At 44.9% G+C, this 19891-nt stretch carries 20 protein-coding genes, 1 tRNA gene and 1 pseudogene; 17 read left to right on the top strand and 5 right to left on the bottom strand.

Annotated features, from left to right (window positions below; all coding sequences use genetic code 11):
* The 9 genes and pseudogenes from comGA (at position 1) to I872_RS09705 (ending at position 5960) form a co-directional block, all read left to right on the top strand.
* Positions 1-942: a competence type IV pilus ATPase ComGA gene (comGA, locus tag I872_RS09745; RefSeq protein ID WP_015605921.1), complete on the top strand. Its 942-nt coding sequence runs from the start codon at positions 1-3 to the stop codon at positions 940-942.
* Complete coding sequence (gene comGB, locus I872_RS09740; protein ID WP_015605920.1) at positions 890-1906, top strand: competence type IV pilus assembly protein ComGB; 1017 nt, start codon at positions 890-892, stop codon at positions 1904-1906. The genes comGA and comGB overlap by 53 nt, the downstream gene beginning before the upstream one ends.
* Positions 1903-2220, top strand: coding sequence for a competence type IV pilus major pilin ComGC (comGC, locus tag I872_RS09735; protein ID WP_015605919.1), 318 nt, complete (start codon positions 1903-1905; stop codon positions 2218-2220). The genes comGB and comGC overlap by 4 nt, the downstream gene beginning before the upstream one ends.
* Positions 2180-2614 (top strand): competence type IV pilus minor pilin ComGD, encoded by a 435-nt coding sequence (comGD, locus tag I872_RS09730; protein WP_041826842.1) that lies wholly within the window; start codon positions 2180-2182, stop codon positions 2612-2614. The genes comGC and comGD overlap by 41 nt, the downstream gene beginning before the upstream one ends.
* A complete protein-coding gene (gene comGE / locus I872_RS09725) occupies positions 2604-2873 on the top strand; it encodes a competence type IV pilus minor pilin ComGE (RefSeq protein ID WP_015605917.1) in 270 nt (89 codons plus the stop codon). The genes comGD and comGE overlap by 11 nt, the downstream gene beginning before the upstream one ends.
* Positions 2857-3294, top strand: a complete 438-nt coding sequence (gene comGF, locus I872_RS09720; RefSeq protein ID WP_015605916.1) for a competence type IV pilus minor pilin ComGF — start codon at positions 2857-2859, stop codon at positions 3292-3294. Before comGE ends, comGF begins: the two co-directional genes overlap by 17 nt.
* On the top strand, positions 3275-3682 hold the full coding sequence (gene comGG, locus I872_RS09715; protein ID WP_015605915.1) for a competence type IV pilus minor pilin ComGG: 408 nt from the start codon (positions 3275-3277) through the stop codon (positions 3680-3682). Before comGF ends, comGG begins: the two co-directional genes overlap by 20 nt.
* Positions 3683-3762: 80 nt before the next feature.
* Positions 3763-4728 carry a class I SAM-dependent methyltransferase gene (locus I872_RS09710; RefSeq protein ID WP_015605914.1) on the top strand — a complete coding sequence of 322 codons (966 nt, stop codon included), beginning with the start codon at positions 3763-3765 and terminating at the stop codon, positions 4726-4728.
* A 35-nt stretch (positions 4729-4763) separates the two neighbouring features.
* Positions 4764-5960, top strand: a pseudogene (locus I872_RS09705) (acetate kinase).
* A gap of 481 nt (positions 5961-6441) precedes the next feature.
* Here I872_RS09705 and I872_RS09700 read toward each other — a convergent pair.
* Complete coding sequence (locus I872_RS09700; protein ID WP_041826841.1) at positions 6442-7329, bottom strand: RluA family pseudouridine synthase; 888 nt, start codon at positions 7327-7329, stop codon at positions 6442-6444.
* A 151-nt stretch (positions 7330-7480) separates the two neighbouring features.
* Here I872_RS09700 and pbp2a point away from each other — a divergent pair, with 151 nt between their 5' ends.
* From pbp2a to nusG, 4 genes are all read left to right on the top strand, one after another.
* On the top strand, positions 7481-9703 hold the full coding sequence (gene pbp2a / locus I872_RS09695) for a penicillin-binding protein PBP2A (RefSeq protein WP_015605911.1): 2223 nt from the start codon (positions 7481-7483) through the stop codon (positions 9701-9703).
* 60 nt (positions 9704-9763) lie between these two features.
* Complete coding sequence (gene rpmG, locus I872_RS11195) at positions 9764-9916, top strand: 50S ribosomal protein L33 (RefSeq protein WP_015605910.1); 153 nt, start codon at positions 9764-9766, stop codon at positions 9914-9916.
* A gap of 9 nt (positions 9917-9925) precedes the next feature.
* The gene (gene secE / locus I872_RS09690) at positions 9926-10105 is read left to right on the top strand and encodes a preprotein translocase subunit SecE (protein ID WP_015605909.1); all 180 of its coding nucleotides are present in this window, start codon (positions 9926-9928) and stop codon (positions 10103-10105) included.
* 294 nt (positions 10106-10399) lie between these two features.
* On the top strand, positions 10400-10936 hold the full coding sequence (gene nusG / locus I872_RS09685) for a transcription termination/antitermination protein NusG (protein ID WP_015605908.1): 537 nt from the start codon (positions 10400-10402) through the stop codon (positions 10934-10936).
* A gap of 355 nt (positions 10937-11291) precedes the next feature.
* Here the strand turns inward: nusG and I872_RS09680 are convergent.
* A tRNA-Cys gene (locus tag I872_RS09680) sits at positions 11292-11362 on the bottom strand.
* A 274-nt stretch (positions 11363-11636) separates the two neighbouring features.
* Here I872_RS09680 and rpsB point away from each other — a divergent pair.
* Entirely contained in the window at positions 11637-12419 is a 783-nt protein-coding gene (rpsB, locus tag I872_RS09675; protein ID WP_015605907.1) for a 30S ribosomal protein S2, read from the top strand.
* An 81-nt stretch (positions 12420-12500) separates the two neighbouring features.
* Positions 12501-13544, top strand: a complete 1044-nt coding sequence (tsf, locus tag I872_RS09670) for a translation elongation factor Ts (RefSeq protein WP_005591546.1) — start codon at positions 12501-12503, stop codon at positions 13542-13544.
* An 82-nt stretch (positions 13545-13626) separates the two neighbouring features.
* On the opposite strand, the gene I872_RS09665 is transcribed toward tsf, so the two are convergent.
* Together I872_RS09665 and leuS are read right to left on the bottom strand one after the other, a co-directional pair.
* A complete protein-coding gene (locus I872_RS09665; protein ID WP_041826840.1) occupies positions 13627-14316 on the bottom strand; it encodes a VIT1/CCC1 transporter family protein in 690 nt (229 codons plus the stop codon).
* A 177-nt stretch (positions 14317-14493) separates the two neighbouring features.
* Entirely contained in the window at positions 14494-16995 is a 2502-nt protein-coding gene (leuS, locus tag I872_RS09660) for a leucine--tRNA ligase (RefSeq protein ID WP_015605905.1), read from the bottom strand.
* A 180-nt stretch (positions 16996-17175) separates the two neighbouring features.
* Between leuS and I872_RS12355 the strand changes: the two genes are divergently transcribed.
* Complete coding sequence (locus I872_RS12355; RefSeq protein WP_231913937.1) at positions 17176-17376, top strand: hypothetical protein; 201 nt, start codon at positions 17176-17178, stop codon at positions 17374-17376.
* Positions 17319-17840: a potassium channel family protein gene (locus I872_RS09655; protein ID WP_015605904.1), complete on the top strand. Its 522-nt coding sequence runs from the start codon at positions 17319-17321 to the stop codon at positions 17838-17840. Before I872_RS12355 ends, I872_RS09655 begins: the two co-directional genes overlap by 58 nt.
* A gap of 71 nt (positions 17841-17911) precedes the next feature.
* On the opposite strand, the gene I872_RS09650 is transcribed toward I872_RS09655, so the two are convergent.
* On the bottom strand, positions 17912-19804 hold the full coding sequence (locus I872_RS09650) for a M13 family metallopeptidase (RefSeq protein ID WP_015605903.1): 1893 nt from the start codon (positions 19802-19804) through the stop codon (positions 17912-17914).
* Positions 19805-19891: the final 87 nt, after the last annotated feature.

Raw genomic sequence — 19891 nt, 5'->3', positions numbered from 1 at the left:
ATGGTTCAAAAAATTGCAAAGGAAATGATTCAATTGGCCAGGCAGGAAGCGGCCCAAGATATCTATCTGATTCCCAAGAGTTCCTGCTATGAGCTTTATATGCGGGTGGGGGATGAGCGGCGTTTTATTCAGACCTATGATTTTGATTTACTGTCGTCAGTCATCAGCCATTTTAAGTTTGTCTCGGGCATGAATGTTGGAGAGAAGAGGCGCAGCCAGCTAGGCTCCTGCGATTATGATTGTGGAGATGTGACGGTCTCGCTTCGTCTATCAACTGTCGGCGATTACCGTGGCTATGAGAGTCTGGTGATTCGGCTCTTACACGATGAGGAGCGTGAGTTGCGTTTCTGGTTTGACAATCTGCCTGATCTTCGTAAAAAAGTAAATTCTCGCGGCCTTTATCTGTTTTCAGGGCCAGTTGGCAGTGGAAAGACGACGCTGATGCACCAGCTGGCTCAGATGAGATTTGGGCAGCAACAGGTCATGTCTATCGAAGACCCTGTTGAAATCAAGCAGGAAAACATGCTCCAGCTTCAACTGAATGAAACCATCGGCATGACCTACGACAGCCTCATCAAGCTATCTCTACGTCACCGACCAGATCTCTTGATTATCGGTGAAATCCGCGACCAAGAAACGGCTCGTGCGGTGGTAAGGGCTAGTTTGACAGGCGCCACAGTCTTTTCAACTATCCATGCCAAGAGCATTCGCGGAGTGTATGAGCGCCTGCTGGAGCTGGGTGTCAGTGAGGACGAGCTGCGCATGGTGTTACAGGGCGTTTGTTATCAGCGCTTAATCGGGGGAGGAGGTGTGATCGACTTTGTCAACCAAGACTATCAAAAGCACGAAGCCAGTCTCTGGAACCAGCAGATTGACCAGCTTTTTGCAGATGGACATATCACAGCTGATCAAAGGCAGGCGGAAAAAATTATCTACGCCTAAGCAAAAGAAGATTATCGAGCTGTTTCGTAATCTCTTTACCAGTGGTTTTCATTTGGCGGAGATTGTCGACTTCCTGCGCCGAAGTGCCCTTTTAGAAGAAATTTATGTCTCAGAAATGCGTTCGGGTTTGGCTGCTGGCCAGTCGTTTTCGCAGATTATGAAGCGTTTGGGCTTTTCAGATAATGTGGTCACCCAGCTGTCTTTATCAGAGCTGCATGGAAATCTAAATCTTAGTTTGGGTAAAATCGAAGATTATTTAGAAAATCTTTCGAAAGTCCGTAAGAAATTGGTTGAGGTGGGGACTTATCCCTTGATGCTGCTTGGGTTTTTGGTGCTAATTATGCTGGGCTTGCGCAACTACCTTCTGCCTCAGCTGGATAGTCAAAATATGGCCACTCAGTTCATTCATTATCTACCGCAAATCTTTTTGGGAGGTGTTCTGGTGCTGGGCTTGCTGATTTGCAGTGGCTGGTTCTATTATCGCAAGAGCTCTAAGATGGGATTTTTCAGTTGTTTGGCCAAGTTTCCTTTTGTTGGCACCTTAGTGCGGGCCTATCTGACAGCCTACTATGCGCGTGAATGGGGCAATATGATTGGGCAAGGGCTGGAATTGAGTCAGATTTTTCTCATCATGCAGGACCAGCCGTCTCAGCTCTTTCAGGAGCTGGGGCGAGACTTGGAGGCGGCTCTAGGTGCAGGTCAGGGTTATGCCGAGAAGGTCGGGACCTATCCCTTCTTTAAGAAAGAGTTGGCCTTAATCATTGAATACGGCGAGGTCAAGTCCAAGTTGGGCGACGAATTGGAGCTATATGCCGAAAAGACTTGGGAAGAGTTTTTCCTGAGAATCAATCGTGCCATGAATTTGATTCAGCCTCTCGTCTTTGTCTTTGTCGCCCTCGTGATCGTTTTACTTTATGCAGCCATGTTGCTGCCAATTTATCAGAATATGGAGATTCAATTATGAAAAAATTAAAAGCTTTGAAGGTTAAAGCCTTCACTCTGGTGGAAATGTTAGTTGTCCTGTTAATCATCAGCGTCTTGATGCTCTTGTTTGTTCCGAATTTGACTAAGCAAAAGGATACTATCTCAGAAAGCGGCAATGCGGCCGTAGTCAAGGTGGTAGAAAGTCAGGCTGAGCTTTATGAATTGAAGAATGTTAATGAAAAAGCTACTCTAGGAAAATTGGTTGCTGATGGTCGGATTACCGATAAGCAGGTGGCATCCTATAAGGCTTACTATGGAAAAAACAGTAGTGAAGCTCGTGCAGTTGCGGATTAAGGCTTTTACGCTGCTGGAAAGTCTCCTGGCTCTATTTGTGGTCAGCTTCATTTTATTAGGTCTATCTGGCTCTGTTCAGGCTGGTTTCAATCAAGTGCAGGAGCAATTATTTTTCCTGGAATTTGAGCATCTTTATCAGGAGAGTCAAAAGCTGAGTCTGGCTGGGCATGAAAAGATAAAGCTGACCATTTCGGAGCGTAAGATTTCCAATGGCTACCAGCAGGTGGAGTTTCCCAAGACCTTGCAGGAGCATGCTCCTCAGACCATTCAGTTTGATCAGGCTGGCGGGAATTCTTCGCTCAGCAAGATTGTTTTTCAAACGGAGGATAAAAGGGTTGTTTACCAGCTTTATATTGGCAACGGAAAATTTAAAAAGACGACGAATGAAGGCTAGCATTTTGCTGGAGGCTCTGGTGGCAATGGCGGTTTTTGCAGCTATTGCCAGCCTCCTGCTTGGCCAGATTAGTCAGTCGCGGCAGGAACAGACTCGTTTATTGCAGGAGGAGGAAGTGCTGCGTGTTGCTCGGATGGCCATGCAGACGGGGCAGGAAAATCTAACGGTCAACGGCATCACAGTCCGTCAAGTCAAGACCGACCAGCAATTAACCGTCTACCACCAAGAGGAGAAGGTGCTCAGTGTTAAAAAACGTTAAAATCAAAGCTTTTACACTTTTAGAAACGCTAGTTGCTCTGCTGGTCTTGAGTGGTAGTATGCTAGTCTTTCAGTCGCTGACCAAGCTTCTGGCTTTTGAACTGCGACAGCAACAGGAAAATAAGCAGCAGGAATGGCTCTTATTTGTCGATCAGTTAGAGACAGAGCTATCGCGCAGCCAATTTGACAGGGTCGAAAACGACAAAATCTACGTCAAACAGGATGGCAAAAATATAGCTTTAGGAAAATCTAGGAGTGATGATTTCCGCAAGACGGATGCTTCGGGACGTGGCTATCAGCCCATGGTTTATGGGCTCAAGGCTGCTCCGATTACTCAAAAGGGGAATCTTGTCCGCTTTCGTTTCCAGTTTGAAAATGATTTAGAAAGAGAGTACATTTATCGTGTCCAAGATAAAAGTTAAGGCAGGCATCTTGCTCTACGCCCTCTTCATGGCAGCGGTCTTCAGCTTGCTCTTGCAGTTTTATCTGAATCGGCAGGTGACCAATCAGCGCCTCTTTCAAGCTAATCGGGAGCGGGCAGAAGCCTATGCCTTGGCTGTTTTGACCAAGGAGACTGTCACAGAGGAGAGTGGACAATTAACCTTTGACAAAGGGAGCACCCATTATCGCAGGCAGGGAAATATACTGGAAGTTAGCAGCCAACTCGCCAATCAGAAGAGCTATTCTTTCTATTTTGAGAGTAAAAAGGAGCCAGAAAAGAAGGCTAAAGATGCAAAAGATGGCAAAGACTCCAAAAATGCTAAAGAAAGTAAAGAGCCCTCTCCTTCAACTGACAAGAGAAGCAACTAATATAAATGTAAAAGATTTGTAATCCGATAGCCCTTGGAAAGAGGGCTTCTTTTTGGTATCATAAGACAACGGAGGATGCCATGAAATTTGAAAAAATAGAACGAGCTTTTCACCTGCTTTTAGAAAACGTGCAAAATATCCAAAATGCGCTGGGAACTAATTTTTATGATGCTTTGATTGAGCAAAATGGGATTTATCTGGATGGAGATACGGACTTACAAGAAATTCTGAAAAACAATGACAAGCTTCGTGCCCTGCATTTGACCAAGGAAGAGTGGCGGCGGGCTTATCAGTTTATTTTTATGAAGGCTTCTCAGACAGAGCCGCTTCAAGCCAATCATCAGTTCACACCTGATTCGGTCGGCTTCTTGCTGAGTTTTTTGATTGACCAGTTGGCACAAGACGAGAGAGTTGATTTGCTGGAGATCGGCAGTGGAACAGGTAATTTGGCGGAGACTCTGCTCAACCACACACAAAAAAATATGGATTATCTAGGCCTAGAAATTGACGACTTACTGATTGATTTATCTGCCAGTATTGCTGAAGTCATGAATTCCAAGGCACACTTTGCTCAAGGAGATGCGGTGCGGCCTCAGGTTCTGAAAGAAAGCGACTTGATTGTCAGTGATTTACCAGTGGGTTATTATCCCGATGATGCAGTAGCTGCTCGCTATGAGGTTGCTAGCCCAGATGAGCATACCTACGCCCATCATCTCTTGATGGAGCAGTCGCTAAAATATTTGAAACCGGGAGGCTATGCTATCTTTCTTGCACCAAATAATCTGCTGACAAGCCCTCAGAGTCACCTGCTGAAAAAATGGTTGCTTTCTAGCGCCCAGCTCTTGGCAATGATTTCCCTGCCAGAGAAGATTTTCGCAAGCCGTCAGAGTGCCAAGACACTATTTGTCTTAAGGAAACAAGGCGAATCAGACATCCAGCCTTTTATCTACCCTTTGCAGGACCTGCAAAGTCAGGATGAAATCTTGAAGTTTCGTGAAAGTTTTCAAAACTGGGTCAAAGTTAGTGAAATTCGAACAAATTTCTGATATAATAATTTGAAAACGCTTAAAGAGGTGACGAGATGTCAAAAACTATTTCTATTAATGCTGGAAGTTCGAGTGTAAAATGGCAACTTTATTCAATGCCAGAGGAAAAAGTGCTGGCTAAAGGTTTGATTGAGCGGATCGGTCTCAAGGACTCAATTTCCACGGTTAAATTTAATGATCGTTCTGAACGCCAAACCTTAGATATTGCTGACCACACTCAGGCTGTTAAGATTTTATTGGACGATTTGAAACGGTTTGAAATTATTCAATCTTACGATGAAATCACAGGTGTTGGGCACCGTGTCGTAGCTGGGGGCGAGTATTTCAAAGAATCTGCTCTTGTGACGGACGATGTCTTGGAGAAGATTGAAGAGTTGTCTCTATTGGCTCCTTTGCACAATCCTGCCAATGCTGACGGTATCCGTGCTTTCAAGGAAATTCTTCCAAACATTACCAGTGTGGCTGTTTTTGACACATCTTTCCACACAACTATGCCAGAAAAGGCTTATCGCTATCCATTGCCAACCAAGTATTACACTGAAAATAAGGTTCGTAAATACGGAGCGCACGGGACTAGCCATGAGTATGTAGCCCACGAGGCTGCAAAACTTTTGGGTAAACCAATTGAAGAATTGAAACTCATCACTTGCCACATCGGAAACGGTGCTTCTATTACAGCAGTTAAAGGTGGCCAGTCTGTTGATACTTCTATGGGCTTCACGCCTCTTGGTGGAGTGATGATGGGAACACGTACGGGTGATATTGACCCAGCGATTATTCCTTACTTGATGCAGCATACAGATGACTTTAACACACCAGAGGATATCAGTCGAATTCTGAACCGTGAGTCTGGACTTTTGGGGATTTCTGAAAGCTCAAGCGATATGCGGGACATCCATACAGCTATGCGTGCGGGTGATGAAAAGGCATTGTTGGCTAACGAAATCTTTGTAGATCGCATTCAAAAATACATTGGTCAGTATTTAGCTGTCTTAAACGGAGCAGATGCTATTATCTTTACAGCTGGTATCGGTGAAAACTCTGTAACGATTCGTAAGATGGTCATTGAAGGCATTTCTTGGTTTGGCTGCGATGTCGATCCAGAGAAGAATTTCTTTGGTTGCAACAGGAGACATCTCAACAGAAGCTGCTAAAAGTCAGAGTTCTAGTTATCCCGACAGATGAAGAGTTTAGTCATTGCGCGTGATGTAGAACGCTTTAAAAATCAATAATCAAAAGAGGCTGGGACAAAAGTCCTAGCCTCTCAATTGTCTTTGGATTGTCGAGCAAGACGCAGTGGTTGAGTGGGCTCTACTAGGCTGATTTCATCAGCTTTTACAGCCCTACTCAACTGTGCGGAGGTGGGACGACGAAATCGAATTCTAACGAATTACCGATTTCTGTCCCACCCTCTTTTCTTGTGACTTTGTGATTTTTATTTGCTAAGATATTAATCCAAAGCTAGATGGAGTTTGTTCCAGTCAGCGTTAATAATCACGCATTGACTGAAAATCAATTTGGTAAAAGTCAGACGACTATCAAGGTCTGATGGCAGATTGTGTGTATCTGGACTAGTTAGGTGCGAGTTAGAGGACAAGAAGAAAGACGATGTCCGGTGGGGAATCGTCTTTTTGGGGAAAATTTAATTTTTCTAGAGGGAGAGCTAGTTGAGTGTCTGGAGTGCTAGCCTTGGAGACTCGGCAATCAGGTAAGCTATCCATTCCTAGACTTACTTCTGTGCTGTTTGAGTTCTGCTTCAAAACTTTCTGACGGTGCTTCCACGCTGATGGTTTCTAGGGAGAACGGATGGGTGAATGTCAGACGATGAGCATGGAGCATGAGACGGCCTTGAGGTTGGGGGTGGTAGAGAGGGTCACCAATGATGGGATGACCATTATGAGCGAGATGGACACGAATTTGGTGAGTCCGTCCTGTTTTCAATTGGCATTTGACCAAGGTTGCCTTGTCAAACTCCTTGAGTCGGGTCACATGAGTTTCAGCGTAGAGACCCTTTTTCGGATCAACGAGACGTTTCCGTCGGTCATGGCGGTCGCGTCCAATTTTATCTTTGTAAACGACGGTCTTGCTGGGAAATTTCCCTTGGGCAAGGGCCCAATATTCGCGGGCGATTTCTTTTTTTTCCAAGAGGCGGTTGAGAATGGGGAGGACAAAAGGATTTTTGGCAAACAGGATAGCACCACTGGTTTCTTTGTCCAGACGGTGAACGACATAGCAGGTCTGGCCGACATAGCTTGACACATGATTGAGCAGAGCTATTTCTGTTGGCTCATTGGCGTGACTTTTCATACCGTGGGGCTTATTGACGATGATGAGATGCTCGTCCTGATAAAGCTCCTCGACCAGATGAGGTTGGCCAGCAGGGAGTTCTTTTTCTGGATAGTCCTCTTTGTCAAAGGTCAGTTGAATGCTGTCGCCAGACTTGACCAAGTTCTGCCAGTGGATGGATTCTCCGTTGACTAAGATGTGTTTCTTAGTTCGGAGAAAGTGCCGAATCTTGCGAGGAATGAGCAGTTGGTCCTCTAGTAATTCTTTGACGGTCATTGAAGGTAGGCTTGCGGGGATGGTAATGGTAAATTTCATGTTTTCATTGTAGCAAAAACTAGCCTATTTGGAAATGCTTAGCTGTAAAAAGGAAAGCAGCTCTGCTATTTCCTTAAAGAAAGCTAAAAGAAATAGAAAGTAGCGGAGTCGCGCCTTGTGTCTGCATGGATAAGGTGATAAAATATGTTTTATGAAGAAATTAAATGAGATATTTGAAAAATTAGTCAATATGTTTAAAACGGATCAGCCTGAGAAGAAGGTTGCTGAGGAGCTGGAGGGCGAGACGCCTGAGCCTAGCTATAGCCGCTCTGGTAAGAATCGGAAGAAGCCCCTGTCTCAACATCCCTTCCGCCGCTTTTGGCGCAGGTTCCATCTGACCAAGATATTCTTGATTCTCGGCTTGACCTTTGGTCTGGTGGTCGGTGGCTATCTTTTTTATGTAGCCAAGACGACTAATGTCAAAGATTTGCAGAATGCTCTGAAAGCTACGACTTTGATCTATGATAAGGATGGAAACGAAGCGGGTAGCTTGTCTGGGCAAAAGGGAACTTATGTCGAATTAGACGCGATTAGTCAGGACTTACAGAACGCCGTTATTGCGACAGAAGACCGTTCTTTTTATAAGAATGGCGGGATTAACTACAGTCGCTTCTTTCTGGCCATTTTGACTGCGGGGCGTTCGGGTGGTGGCTCGACTATCACGCAGCAGTTGGCCAAGAATGCCTATCTCTCTCAGGATCAGACTATTGAGCGTAAGGCCAAGGAATTTTTCCTAGCTTTGGAAATTAACAAAAAATACAGCAAACAGGAAATCCTGACCATGTACCTCAATAACTCCTATTTTGGGAATGGAGTTTGGGGCGTGGAAGATGCCAGCAAGAAATATTTTGGTGTATCTGCCAGCCAGCTCAGCTTGGATCAATCAGCGGTTCTAGCTGGTATGCTCAAAGGACCAGAGCTATATAATCCCCTGTATTCAGTCGAAAATGCGACCAACCGTCGTGACACCGTTCTTCAAAATATGGTAGCGGCAGGTTACATTGATCAGGCAACGGCGGATCAGGCTGCGACAGTTGGCATTGGAGGCCAGCTAGTCGATGCCTATGAAGGCAAGTCAGAAGACTATCGCTACCCATCTTATTTTGATGCGGTTATCAATGAAGCGATCAATGATTACGGTCTGACGGAAGAAGAAATCGTCAACAACGGTTATCGGATTTACACCGAATTGGATCAAAATTACCAAGCTAGCATGCAGGTTATTTATAGCAATGTCGATCTCTTCCCACTGGCTGAAGACGGGACGCGGGCCGAGTCCGGAAGCGTGGCGCTGGATCCTAAGACGGGTGGTGTTCGGGCTTTGGTTGGCCGTGTCAACAGCGCTGATGGCTCTGCTTTTCGGACTTTCAACTACGCGACTCAGTCTGCTCGTAGTCCAGGATCGACCATCAAGCCTTTGGTGGCCTACAGCCCAGCAATAGCAGCCGGTTGGTCAACGGATAAGGAACTGGACAATAGTCGGACAGTTTTTGGTGATTATAAAGTTAATAACTATGGCAATATCCAAAGTTCACCGACGGTTCCAATGTATCAAGCCTTGGCTGAATCCCTCAATATTCCCGCGGTTTCAACAGTGGATGAATTAGGCGTGAGCAAGGCCTTTGAGTACGGCAAAAAGTTTGGGCTTAATATGGACAAGGTAGAACAGAATCTAGGTGTAGCTCTGGGAAGCGGCGTGACGACCAATCCACTTCAGATGGCTCAAGCCTATTCAGTTTTTGCGAATGATGGAGTTATGAATGATGCCCATCTTATCACCAAGATAGAAAATGCTAGTGGTCAGGTTGTCAAAACCCACCGGCAGACTTCTACCCGCGTTCTCAATCGCTCAACCACAGAAAAGATGACCAGCATGATGCTGGGAACTTTCTCAAACGGAACGGGAATCTATGCGGCTCCTTATGGCTATACCATGGCAGGAAAGACAGGAACGACAGAGACTGACTTTAACCCTGACTTGTCAGGAGATCAGTGGGTCATCGGCTACACACCAGACCTAGTGATCAGCCAATGGCTGGGCTTCCCTAAGACGGATGAAACTCACTATCTGACTGGAACCAGTGCCAATGAAGCTTCGGCCATTTTCCGCAATGTAGCTAACACCATCCTGCCTTATACGGAAGGAACGTCCTTCTCAGGTCAGAAAAATGCTTATGCTGAGAACGGCATTTCCCCAGTCGATACCTACGGTACTGGAGAAACGAATACGACTAGCGAAAATAAAGACTTCCTAAAAGAAGTCCAAGAAAGAGCGCAAAACCTGGTAGATGATGCTAAGAAGGCTATCGATGAGTCTGGTATTACTGAAAAAGCCAAAAATCTCTGGGACACTGTCACCGGCTGGTTCCAATAATCTGCTAAACAGCTTGTCAAAGAAGCAGAAAACTGCTATAATAAGAGGAATGGAGGCGTCATGGCATTAAAAAAAGCGAGTCTAGCGTGTACAGTTTGTGGGTCGCGAAACTACTCAATCAAACTCAGTAGCACTCCAAAACCTACGCGTCTAGAAGTAAATAAATATTGTAAACACTGCAGTAAATATACTCTGCATAAAGAAACCAGATAGGAGACAGTTGTGAGATTCATTAAAGATGTTTTTGGATTATTGAGAGATACAACTTGGCCTACCCGTAAAGAAAGATGGACTGATTTCCTTTCCGTAATGGAATACACAGCATTCTTTGTTGTGCTAATCTACATTTTTGATAAGGTAGTTGCTAGCGGTCTCTTCCGCATAATCAATATGTTTTCATAAGAAAGATGAGGCTGGGACAAAAGTCCTAGCCTCTCAATTATCTATGTATTGTCGAGCAAGACGCAGTGGTTGAGTGGGCTCTACTAGGCTGATTTCATCAGCTTTTACAGCCCTACTCAACTGTGCGGAGGTGGGACGACGAAATCAAATTCTAACGAATTACCGATTTCTGTCCCACTCTCATTTGTCTGTAAAATATTTACCAAAATGCTTTGTAATTTTAGATTTTATGGTATAATAAGGCTAGATATCAAGCAGAAGCCCTAGGCTTTTTTATTTAGGAAAGGACAAAACATGGACAGTTTTGATAAAGGCTGGTTTGTATTGCAAACCTATTCAGGCTATGAAAATAAGGTAAAGGAAAATCTCTTGCAACGTGCTCAGACCTATAATATGCTGGAAAATATCCTGCGCGTGGAAATTCCGACTCAGACCGTGCAAGTTGAGAAAAACGGCAAGAGCAAGGAAGTCGAAGAAAACCGCTTCCCAGGTTATGTATTGGTTGAGATGGTCATGACGGACGAAGCTTGGTTTGTCGTGCGGAATACACCAAACGTAACTGGATTTGTGGGCTCACACGGAAACCGTTCGAAACCAACTCCGCTCTTGGAGGAAGAAATCCGTAACATCCTCATTTCTATGGGACAAACGGTTCAAGAATTTGACTTGAATGTCAAAGTAGGCGATACAGTTCGCATCATTGACGGTGCCTTCGCTAACTATACTGGTAAAATCACGGAAATTGACAATAATAAGGTCAAGATGATTATCTCTATGTTTGGAAATGACACGGTTGCCGAAGTCAACCTCAGCCAAATTGCTGAATTATAATTTTTGAATGCATGAAAAGGAGTCGGAAAGCATTTTCCGCTTCTTTTTTGTTAGCAACGCTGAGATCTTAGATAAAGACTGGTGCTTCTGGCATCTTTGCAATTCATTAAACTTGACCAATGACGTAAAAAAGACAAACAAAAAGAGAGTGGGACAGAAATCGGTAATTCGTTAGAGTTCGATTTCGTTGTCCCACCTCCGCACAGTTGAGTAGGGCTGTAAAAGCTGATGAAATCAGCGTAATAGAGCCCACTCAACCACTGCGTCTTGCTCGATAATCCAAAGACAATTGAGAGGCTAGGACTTTTGTCCCAGCCTCTTGGTTAGTATAAAGTCGGATTTAAACCGATAAAAAAGGCGGTAGACGGATTTGAACCGACGATCAAGCTTTTGCAGAGCCGTGCCTTACCACTTGGCTATACCGCCACAACTCTTACTATTCTACCTTAAAAAGGCCTGTTCGTCAAGAGCTTGACCCGACTTAGGTGAGAATTTCTTGAAGGATGGCTAGCAGATGGGCTGAATCAAAGCGAGAAAATAGTGTCCAAAGGCTTGTCAAAAGCTAGAAAATTTGATATGATAGTAGATGCCGTTTAAACGGCAGAAATACTCATTTTAGATGAATTGTGGAGCCGTTGCCGATTGGTAGCTCTGCGAGCTGAAATCTAAAAGAGGAAAAAACAAAAAGGAGAATTTACTCATGGCAGTAATTTCAATGAAACAACTTCTTGAGGCTGGTGTTCACTTTGGTCACCAAACTCGTCGCTGGAACCCTAAGATGGCTAAGTACATCTTCACTGAGCGTAATGGTATCCACGTTATCGACCTTCAACAAACTGTAAAATACGCAGATCAAGCTTATGACTTCATGCGTGATGCAGCTGCAAACGATGCAGTTATCTTGTTTGTTGGTACTAAAAAGCAAGCTGCTGAAGCTGTAAAAGAAGAAGCAGAACGTGCTGGTCAATACTACATCAACCACCGTTGGTTGGGTGGAACTCTTACAAACTGGACAACTATCCAAAAACGTGTTGCTCGTTTGAAAGAAATCAAACGTATGGAAGAAGAAGGAATCTTCGAAGTTCTTCCTAAGAAAGAAGTAGCACTCTTGAACAAACAACGTGCTCGTCTTGAAAAATTCTTGGGTGGTATCGAAGATATGCCTCGCATCCCAGATGTAATGTACATCGTTGACCCTCATAAAGAGCAAATCGCTGTTAAGGAAGCTAAGAAACTTGGTATTCCAGTAGTTGCGATGGTTGACACAAATACTGATCCAGACGATATCGATGTGATTATCCCTGCTAACGACGACGCAATCCGTGCCGTTAAATTGATCACTGCGAAAATGGCTGACGCTGTTATCGAAGGTCGTCAAGGTGAGGACGCTGTAGCGACTGTTGAAGCAGAATTTGCTGCAACTGAAACTCAAGCAGACTCAATCGAAGAAATCGTTGAAGTTGTAGAAGGCGACAACGCATAATTTTCATAAGTCAATTAACCTAAAGGGGCGGGGCTGAGCCCAGCCCCTTTATTTAAAAATGGTAAACATAGGAGAAGAAAAATGGCAGAAATTACAGCTAAGCTTGTAAAAGAATTGCGCGAAAAATCTGGTGCTGGTGTCATGGACGCTAAGAAAGCATTGGTTGAAACTGATGGTGACATCGAAAAAGCGATTGAATTGCTTCGCGAAAAAGGGATGGCAAAAGCAGCTAAGAAGGCTGATCGTGTTGCCGCTGAAGGTTTGACAGGTGTTTACGTGGATGGTAACGTTGCAGCTATCGTTGAAGTCAACGCTGAAACTGACTTCGTTGCGAAAAACGCTCAATTCGTTGAATTGGTAAATGCTACTGCAAAAGTTATCGCAGAAGGCAAGCCAGCTAACAATGAAGAAGCATTTGCATTGACAATGCCTTCAGGTGAAACTCTGGAAGCTGCATACGTATCTGCGACTGCGACTATCGGAGAAAAAATCTCATTCCGTCGTTTTGCTTTGGTTGAAAAGACTGATGCTCAACACTTCGGTGCTTACCAACACAACGGTGGCCGTATCGGTGTTGTTTCAGTGATTGACGGTGGCGATGACGCTCTTGCTAAACAAATTTCTATGCACATCGCTGCGATGAAGCCAACTGTTCTTTCATACAAAGAATTGGATGAGCAATTTGTTAAAGATGAATTGGCACAATTGAACCACGCTATCGATCAAGACAATGAAAGCCGCGCTATGGTTGACAAGCCAGCACTTCCACACTTGAAATATGGTTCAAAAGCTCAGTTGACTGACGAAGTGATTGCACAAGCTGAAGCTGACATCAAAGCTGAGTTGGCTGCAGAAGGTAAACCAGAAAAAATCTGGGACAAAATCATCCCAGGTAAAATGGATCGCTTCTTGCTTGACAACACTAAAGTTGACCAAGCTTACACACTTCTTGCCCAAGTGTACATCATGGATGACAGCAAGACAGTTGAAGCCTACCTTGAATCAGTGAATGCTTCAGTAGTTGAGTTTGTTCGCTTTGAAGTTGGTGAAGGTATTGAAAAAGCAGCTAACGACTTCGAATCAGAAGTTGCAGCAACAATGGCAGCTGCTCTTGGCCAAAACTAATCTAAGTCTAAAATAGAAAAAGATTGAAGAGAAATTATTTCTTTTCAATCTTTTTATTGTGCTGGCCTGAATAGTTCTTCTTTTAAATTGAGAAGAATTGGCCTACAAGATAGGTGACAGTCATGGTCAAAAGCCCGATAGTGAGATTACGGATCATGGCATTTTTAATGGGTGCCTGTCCCAATTTTGCACTGGTATAGCCGGTTCCCAAGAGAGAAAGAGCTACAACAAGGACGGTTGCTGGAATCCGATAGGCAGCTGGAAGAAGAACGATGGTCAGCATAGGGAAAATTGCACCTATGGCAAAGGCTAGAAAGCTGGATATAGCTGCATGCCAAGGATTAGTGAACTCTTCGACCTCAATGCCGTACTTTTCCTCCACCAAGGCCTTGAGCGGATCCTGCAAGAAGGCGCGATTGGTCAAGAGTTGGGCAGAAGTCTCGCACTCACCATTTTGGACGTAGGAGGCATAGAGGGACTGTTTGGCAATATGGGGATTCTTTTCCAAGAGTTCTCGCTCTCTAGCCACTGCAGCCTCCTCAGTGTCCTTCTGAGTGGAGACGGATACATACTCTCCGCCTGCCATAGAAAAGGCGCCAGCAAAGACAGCAGCCAGACCAGATAGAAAGATAATCCAAATATCTTCCGTTGCACTGGCCACCCCGATGACCACCCCTGCGATAGAAATAATGCCATCGTTGGCTCCCAAAACCCCAGCCCGCAAAATATTCAGGCGTCCGCTAAAATTTTTGTCAATCTTATGTTCTTCCATTCTGAAACTTTTCTCTTTTCTTTTTATTTATAATCATTATAAATAAAACCTAGAACTAATACAAGAGAAAATCGAAAAATGAGAAAAGTTCTACTATTTAAGAGAAGAAAAGTATTGAAAAAAGAGCCGTTTCAAACGACTCCTTTCTAAATTTATTATAATGCTGTAACAAACTAATTATTTCACCACGATATTAACCAGTTTATTCGGTACAGTAATGACTTTAACGACTTCTTTGCCGGCGATTTCAGACTTGATTTTCTCATCTGCCAGAGCGATTTCTTGCAGTTCCTCACGGCTCAGGTTCTTGGCTACAACTAACTTAGCACGAACCTTACCCTTGATTTGAACGACGATTTCGACTTCTGCTTCAACCAGCTTGCTTTCGTCATAAGTTGGCCAAGCTACATAGGAGATGCTCTCGTCTGTTTGGGCAACTGCCTGCCAGAGTTCTTCAGCCAAGTGCGGTGCAAAAGGTGCCAGCAATTGAATGAAACCTTTGGCATATTCGACATAGAGTTTTTCTTCCTTGTTGGCTGCATTGACAAAGATCATGAGCTGGGCAATGGCTGTGTTGAACTTGAGATCCTCAATCTGCTCTGTGACAGCCTTGACTGTTTCATGGTAGACCTTGTCCAAAGCTCCGCTATTTTCAGAGACCAGCTCCTTAGAGTTAAGGAGACGATAAACCCGATCCAGGAACTTGCGGCTACCTTCCAGACCTTCTTCTGACCAAGCGATGGAAGCATCCAGCGGTCCCATGAACATTTCATAGACACGAAGGGTATCAGCACCGTATTGCTTTACTACATCGTCAGGGTTGACCACATTTTTCAGAGACTTAGACATCTTGGCAGGTGCTTGCTCCAGTTCTTCTCCCGTTTCGATGTTGAAGAAAGAACCATCTCGTTTTTCCACCTTGTCTGTCGCTACAAGAGCTCCACGGTGGTCACGGTAGCTAGTACCCAGAATCATCCCTTGGTTAAAGAGTTTTTGGAAAGGCTCCTTGGTTGGCACCACTCCAAGATCATAGAGGAATTTATGCCAGAAGCGAGCATAGAGAAGATGGAGCACGGCATGCTCTGCGCCACCGATGTAAATGTCAACTGGCAGCCATGCCTTGAGCAGCTCTTCGTCTGCTAATTTCTCATTGTTGTGGGGGTCAATGTAACGCAGGTAATACCAGCTGGAACCAGCCCATTGAGGCATGGTGTTGGTTTCGCGGCGTCCTTTGACACCATCTTCCCGAGTCACTTCCAGCCAGTCAGTCAGATTGGCCAGAGGGCTTTCACCGGTACCAGACGGACGGATATCCTTGGTTACAGGCAGGACAAGCGGCAATTCATTTTCAGGAACAGCTGTTGAAGTCCCGTCTTCCCAATGAATGATTGGAATCGGCTCACCCCAGTAGCGCTGACGGCTAAAGAGCCAGTCGCGCAGGCGATAGGTGACTTTTTCATTTCCGACACCTTCTGCTTCCAGCCAAGCAACCATCTTCTCAATCGCGGCAGCCTTGTCCAAGCCATCTAGGAAGCCAGAGTTAATATGCGGACCGTCTTCTGTATAAGCAGCTTCAGCAACATTGCCACCCTCTAGAACTGGAATAATCTCCAAATCAAACTGCTTAGCAAACTCCCAGTCGCGCTCATCGTGCGCAGGAACGGCCATGATAGCCCCTGTTCCGTAGCTTGCAAGCACATAGTCGGCAATCCAGATTGGGATTTCCTTGCCATTGACAGGATTGATGGCATAAGCTCCTGTCCAGACACCGGTCTTCTCCTTAGCTAGATCAGTCCGAGCTAGGTCGGATTTAAGGCTGGCTGCGTGTTTGTAGTCTGCAACTGCTTGGGCTTGTTCTGCACTTGTAATGGCATCAACGAGAGCATGCTCTGGAGCCAAAACAGCATAGGTCGCACCAAAAAGAGTGTCCGGACGAGTCGTAAAGACGGTAAAGTCCTTGTCTGTACCTTTAATCTTGAAGGTTACATTGGCACCGGTTGACTTGCCAATCCAGTTGCGCTGCATATCCTTGATAGACTCTGGCCAGTCCAGCTCCTCTAAGTCATTGAGCAAACGTTCTGCATAAGCTGTAATTTTCAGCATCCACTGGCGCATAGGCTTGCGGACAACTGGATAGCCCCCGCGCTCAGATGTTCCGTCTGGCAGAACTTCCTCATTGGCGATAGCCGTTCCCAGCTCTTCAACCCAGTTTACTGGCACTTCAGCTTCATAAGCCAGACCTTTTTCATAAAGCTTGGTGAAAATCCACTGGGTCCACTTGTAGTAGTTAGGATCTGTTGTATTGACTTCCCGGTCCCAGTCATAAGAAAAACCAAGCGCATTGATTTGGCGTTTGAAGTTGGCGATGTTTTCTGCTGTAAAGTCAGCTGGGTCATTCCCTGTATCCATAGCGTACTGCTCAGCCGGCAGACCAAAGGCATCCCAGCCCATTGGGTGAAGGACATTATAGCCTTGCGCGCGCTTGTAGCGGCTGAGGATATCCGTCGCTGTGTAGCCTTCGGGGTGTCCTACGTGCAAACCAGCTCCTGATGGATAAGGAAACATGTCCAGCGCATAAAAGTTAGGCTTGTCCTTGTCCGTACCTGTCTTGAATGTATGGTGCTCAGCCCAGTATTTCTGCCACTTAGGCTCGATTTCTTTGTGATTGTAAGTTGCCATAATCATTTACTCTCCAACGATCTTTTCCGTGTTCTAGACACGTTTCTATCTATTATACCATTTTCAAGGGATTTTGAAAGCAACCGACGAAGGAGAATGAAGAAAATCTTTACTGATCGACCTTGACTTATTTTTAGAAACAGATAGAATTAAAGCAAGTTTAAAAAGGTGAGGTTGAGGATGACAAGGAAGACTTTATTTCAGATTATTGAGCCCCATCAAAAGGAAAATACGATTGAAAAAGCCTATGATGTCTTTATGTTCCTGACGATTATTGTCAGCCTGATCCCCCTGACCACAAAAAGTCACACAGGAATCTTCGTGTGGTTGGGTTTTGTGTCAACGGTTATTTTATTATTGACCACATTCTTCGGCTTCTAACGGCTGATTATAAATTGGAAAAAGGAAAGCTTTCTTTTCTACTTTATCCTCTCACCTTTATGGCGCTGGCTGATTTGCTCTGCATTTTGCCTTCTCTCTTTTTGTTAAATAATAGTTTGCGGCTCTTTAAGTTTATTCGCTATTCTAAAAATATTCAAATATTGACCAATGTCCTAAAAAAGCAGAAGGACAGTTTGATTATCGTGGGTCTTTTGGCTCTTGGCTATATCTTTATCTCTGCCCTTATCATTTTTAATGTCGAGCCCAGTACATTTCCTAATTTTTTTGACGCCCTCTACTGGGCAACCATTTCCCTGACGACAGTTGGTTATGGCTATATTTATGCAGTTTCAACGACTGGAAAAATTATTACCATGATTTCTTCCTTTTTAGGAATCGCCATTGTCGCTCTGCCTGCTGGTATCATCACAGCCGGCTATATGAAAGAAATCAAAGAACTATAAAAACCTGTTCGGGAAGGCTCTAATGCCTTCCTGAGCAGGTTTTTTGTTTGATGAAATATTATTGAAGTCCCTTACCAAATCACCACGCGCTCTTCTGGGTTCCGCCACATGCCGTCTCCTTCTTGGACATCAAAGGTCGTAAAGAAGTCGTCAAAGTTAGGCAGCTGTACATTGGTCCGAAGTTTAGCGGGCGCATGGACATCAACACTTGCCAAGAGCTTCATATACTCTTCGCGTCCCTTCATTCGCCAGATGCGGGCAAAGTTAGTGAAGAATTCCTCCGCAGAGAAGTCAGCTTCTTTCTTGGCTGCTTCTAGAGCTGCTGCAATACCGCCCAAGTCCGCTACGTTTTCTGAAACGGTCAGCTTGCCATTGACCTTGGCACCATAGGAATCTAGACCTTCAAACTGGTCGATGACTTTCTGAGTCCGCTCAGTAAAGGCTTGGTAGTCATGCTCTGTCCACCAGTTGTTGAGGCTGCCGTTTTCATCAAAGGAAGCGCCGTTGGTATCAAAAGCATGAGAAATTTCATGAGCAATAACCGCTCCGATACCGCCATAATTGGCTGAAGAAGACTGGTGCAGGTCGTAGAAAGGCGCCTGCAGGATAGCCGCTGGAAAGACAATCAGGTTTTTCTGAGGATTGTAGTAGGCATTGACCATATGGGCTGGCATTCCCCATTCTTTGTAATCCACTGGCTGGTTCCACTTGCTCCAACCATGCTTGATTTCCACTTGTCGAAGCTTTTGGGCATTTTCAAAGAGACTAAGATTTTCATCAACAATCTTGTCTGCGTAGCGCTCAGGCAGCTCCTCTGGGTAGCCGATATAAGGCTTGATGACATTGAGTTTGACAATAGCCTTGTCCCGAGTTTCTGGTGTCAGCCAGTCATTGCTTGCGAGTCGCTCCTTGTAGACTTGGATCATGTTGGCTACTTTTTGCTCGACATCGGCCTTGGCTTCAGGGGAGAATTTCTGTCCAGCATACCAGAGCCCGATGGCTTGATTGAAAGGCGCTTGAGCTAGGTAAAAGGCAGCTTTTTTCTTGTTTTGAGCTTGAGGTGTTCCAGATAGGGCGCGACGATAAGCGCCTGCTAGGACACGGATTTCGTCAGTCAAATAAGCTTCAGCTGACGCGATAGCGTTAAAGATAAGCACGGCCTTGAGCAGAGGCCAAGCATCTTCACAGTAAAATTGGTCGGCAGCCTGCCAGAAACGCTCCTCTGGTACGATAATCTGGTCAGGAATTTGCCCGATGAGTTGGGTGAAGATAGCATCTAAAGGTAGATTCGGTGCTAAGGCTTTGAAGTCTTCCCACTTGTAAGGGTGGTAAAGCTTGGCATATTCTGAGCTTTCCTCCCGTGACAGAACGACTTTGGCAATTCGAGCATCCAGTTCTAAAACCTTATCCAGCAAATCTTGGATTTCTTCTGCTGAAAATTCGAATTTTTGCAGCAAGGCTTCGGAAGATTCGCGCCATTTTTTCAAAAGTTTATCCTTTTGAGGATGCCCATCGGCATAGTAGGTTGTGTCTGGAAGAATAGTACCCGGCGCATCTGCCCAGAGGACATTGATACGGGCGTCCATAAAGTCAGGCGCTACACCAAAAGGAAAGAAATTGGGCTTGCCAGCCAGCTCAAACTCGGCAATCTTTGTGGTAAATTCTGCAAAGGAGTTGAGTGCTTGGTATTCCGCAATCAAAGGTAAAACAGGCTTGACACCGAGTTCTTCCCGCTTGTCATAGTCGGCAGTTAAACGATGGTACTTGATAAAGTTTTGCAAAATAGTATCATCAGGAACTTCCTCACCCCGTAGCCATTGATCAGTAGTGGAGAGCATCAGCTTTTCAATCTCATCGGACAGATCTGTGAAGCCGCCGGTTACGGGCTTATCATCTGGGATAACCGCTGTTTTGGCCCATTCACCATTAATGGCATCATAAAAATCATCTTGTAAACGTGTCATCTTGTTCTCACTTTCATACTTTTGATATAACCTTATCAAAATTAGCTCCTTTTTTCAAATATTTCCTATATTGATTTCAAGGATTTT

Source organism: Streptococcus cristatus AS 1.3089, from assembly GCF_000385925.1.
GTDB lineage: Bacteria > Bacillota > Bacilli > Lactobacillales > Streptococcaceae > Streptococcus > Streptococcus cristatus_B.
This window is presented reverse-complemented; position numbering and strand designations above follow the sequence as displayed.

Coding starts and splice junctions, on each gene's coding strand:
- leuS (WP_015605905.1), bottom strand. CDS start 16,995: ATGGCAACTTACAATCACAAAGAAATCGAGCCTAAGTGGCAGAAATAC.
- rpmG (WP_015605910.1), top strand. CDS start 9,764: ATGGCATTAAAAAAAGCGAGTCTAGCGTGTACAGTTTGTGGGTCGCGA.
- I872_RS09710 (WP_015605914.1), top strand. CDS start 3,763: ATGAAATTTGAAAAAATAGAACGAGCTTTTCACCTGCTTTTAGAAAAC.
- pbp2a (WP_015605911.1), top strand. CDS start 7,481: ATGAAGAAATTAAATGAGATATTTGAAAAATTAGTCAATATGTTTAAA.
- I872_RS09700 (WP_041826841.1), bottom strand. CDS start 7,329: ATGAAATTTACCATTACCATCCCCGCAAGCCTACCTTCAATGACCGTC.
- I872_RS09650 (WP_015605903.1), bottom strand. CDS start 19,804: ATGACACGTTTACAAGATGATTTTTATGATGCCATTAATGGTGAATGG.
- I872_RS09665 (WP_041826840.1), bottom strand. CDS start 14,316: ATGGAAGAACATAAGATTGACAAAAATTTTAGCGGACGCCTGAATATT.
- rpsB (WP_015605907.1), top strand. CDS start 11,637: ATGGCAGTAATTTCAATGAAACAACTTCTTGAGGCTGGTGTTCACTTT.
- tsf (WP_005591546.1), top strand. CDS start 12,501: ATGGCAGAAATTACAGCTAAGCTTGTAAAAGAATTGCGCGAAAAATCT.
- nusG (WP_015605908.1), top strand. CDS start 10,400: ATGGACAGTTTTGATAAAGGCTGGTTTGTATTGCAAACCTATTCAGGC.
- comGC (WP_015605919.1), top strand. CDS start 1,903: ATGAAAAAATTAAAAGCTTTGAAGGTTAAAGCCTTCACTCTGGTGGAA.
- I872_RS12355 (WP_231913937.1), top strand. CDS start 17,176: ATGACAAGGAAGACTTTATTTCAGATTATTGAGCCCCATCAAAAGGAA.
- comGE (WP_015605917.1), top strand. CDS start 2,604: ATGAAGGCTAGCATTTTGCTGGAGGCTCTGGTGGCAATGGCGGTTTTT.
- comGD (WP_041826842.1), top strand. CDS start 2,180: ATGGAAAAAACAGTAGTGAAGCTCGTGCAGTTGCGGATTAAGGCTTTT.
- comGA (WP_015605921.1), top strand. CDS start 1: ATGGTTCAAAAAATTGCAAAGGAAATGATTCAATTGGCCAGGCAGGAA.
- comGB (WP_015605920.1), top strand. CDS start 890: ATGGACATATCACAGCTGATCAAAGGCAGGCGGAAAAAATTATCTACG.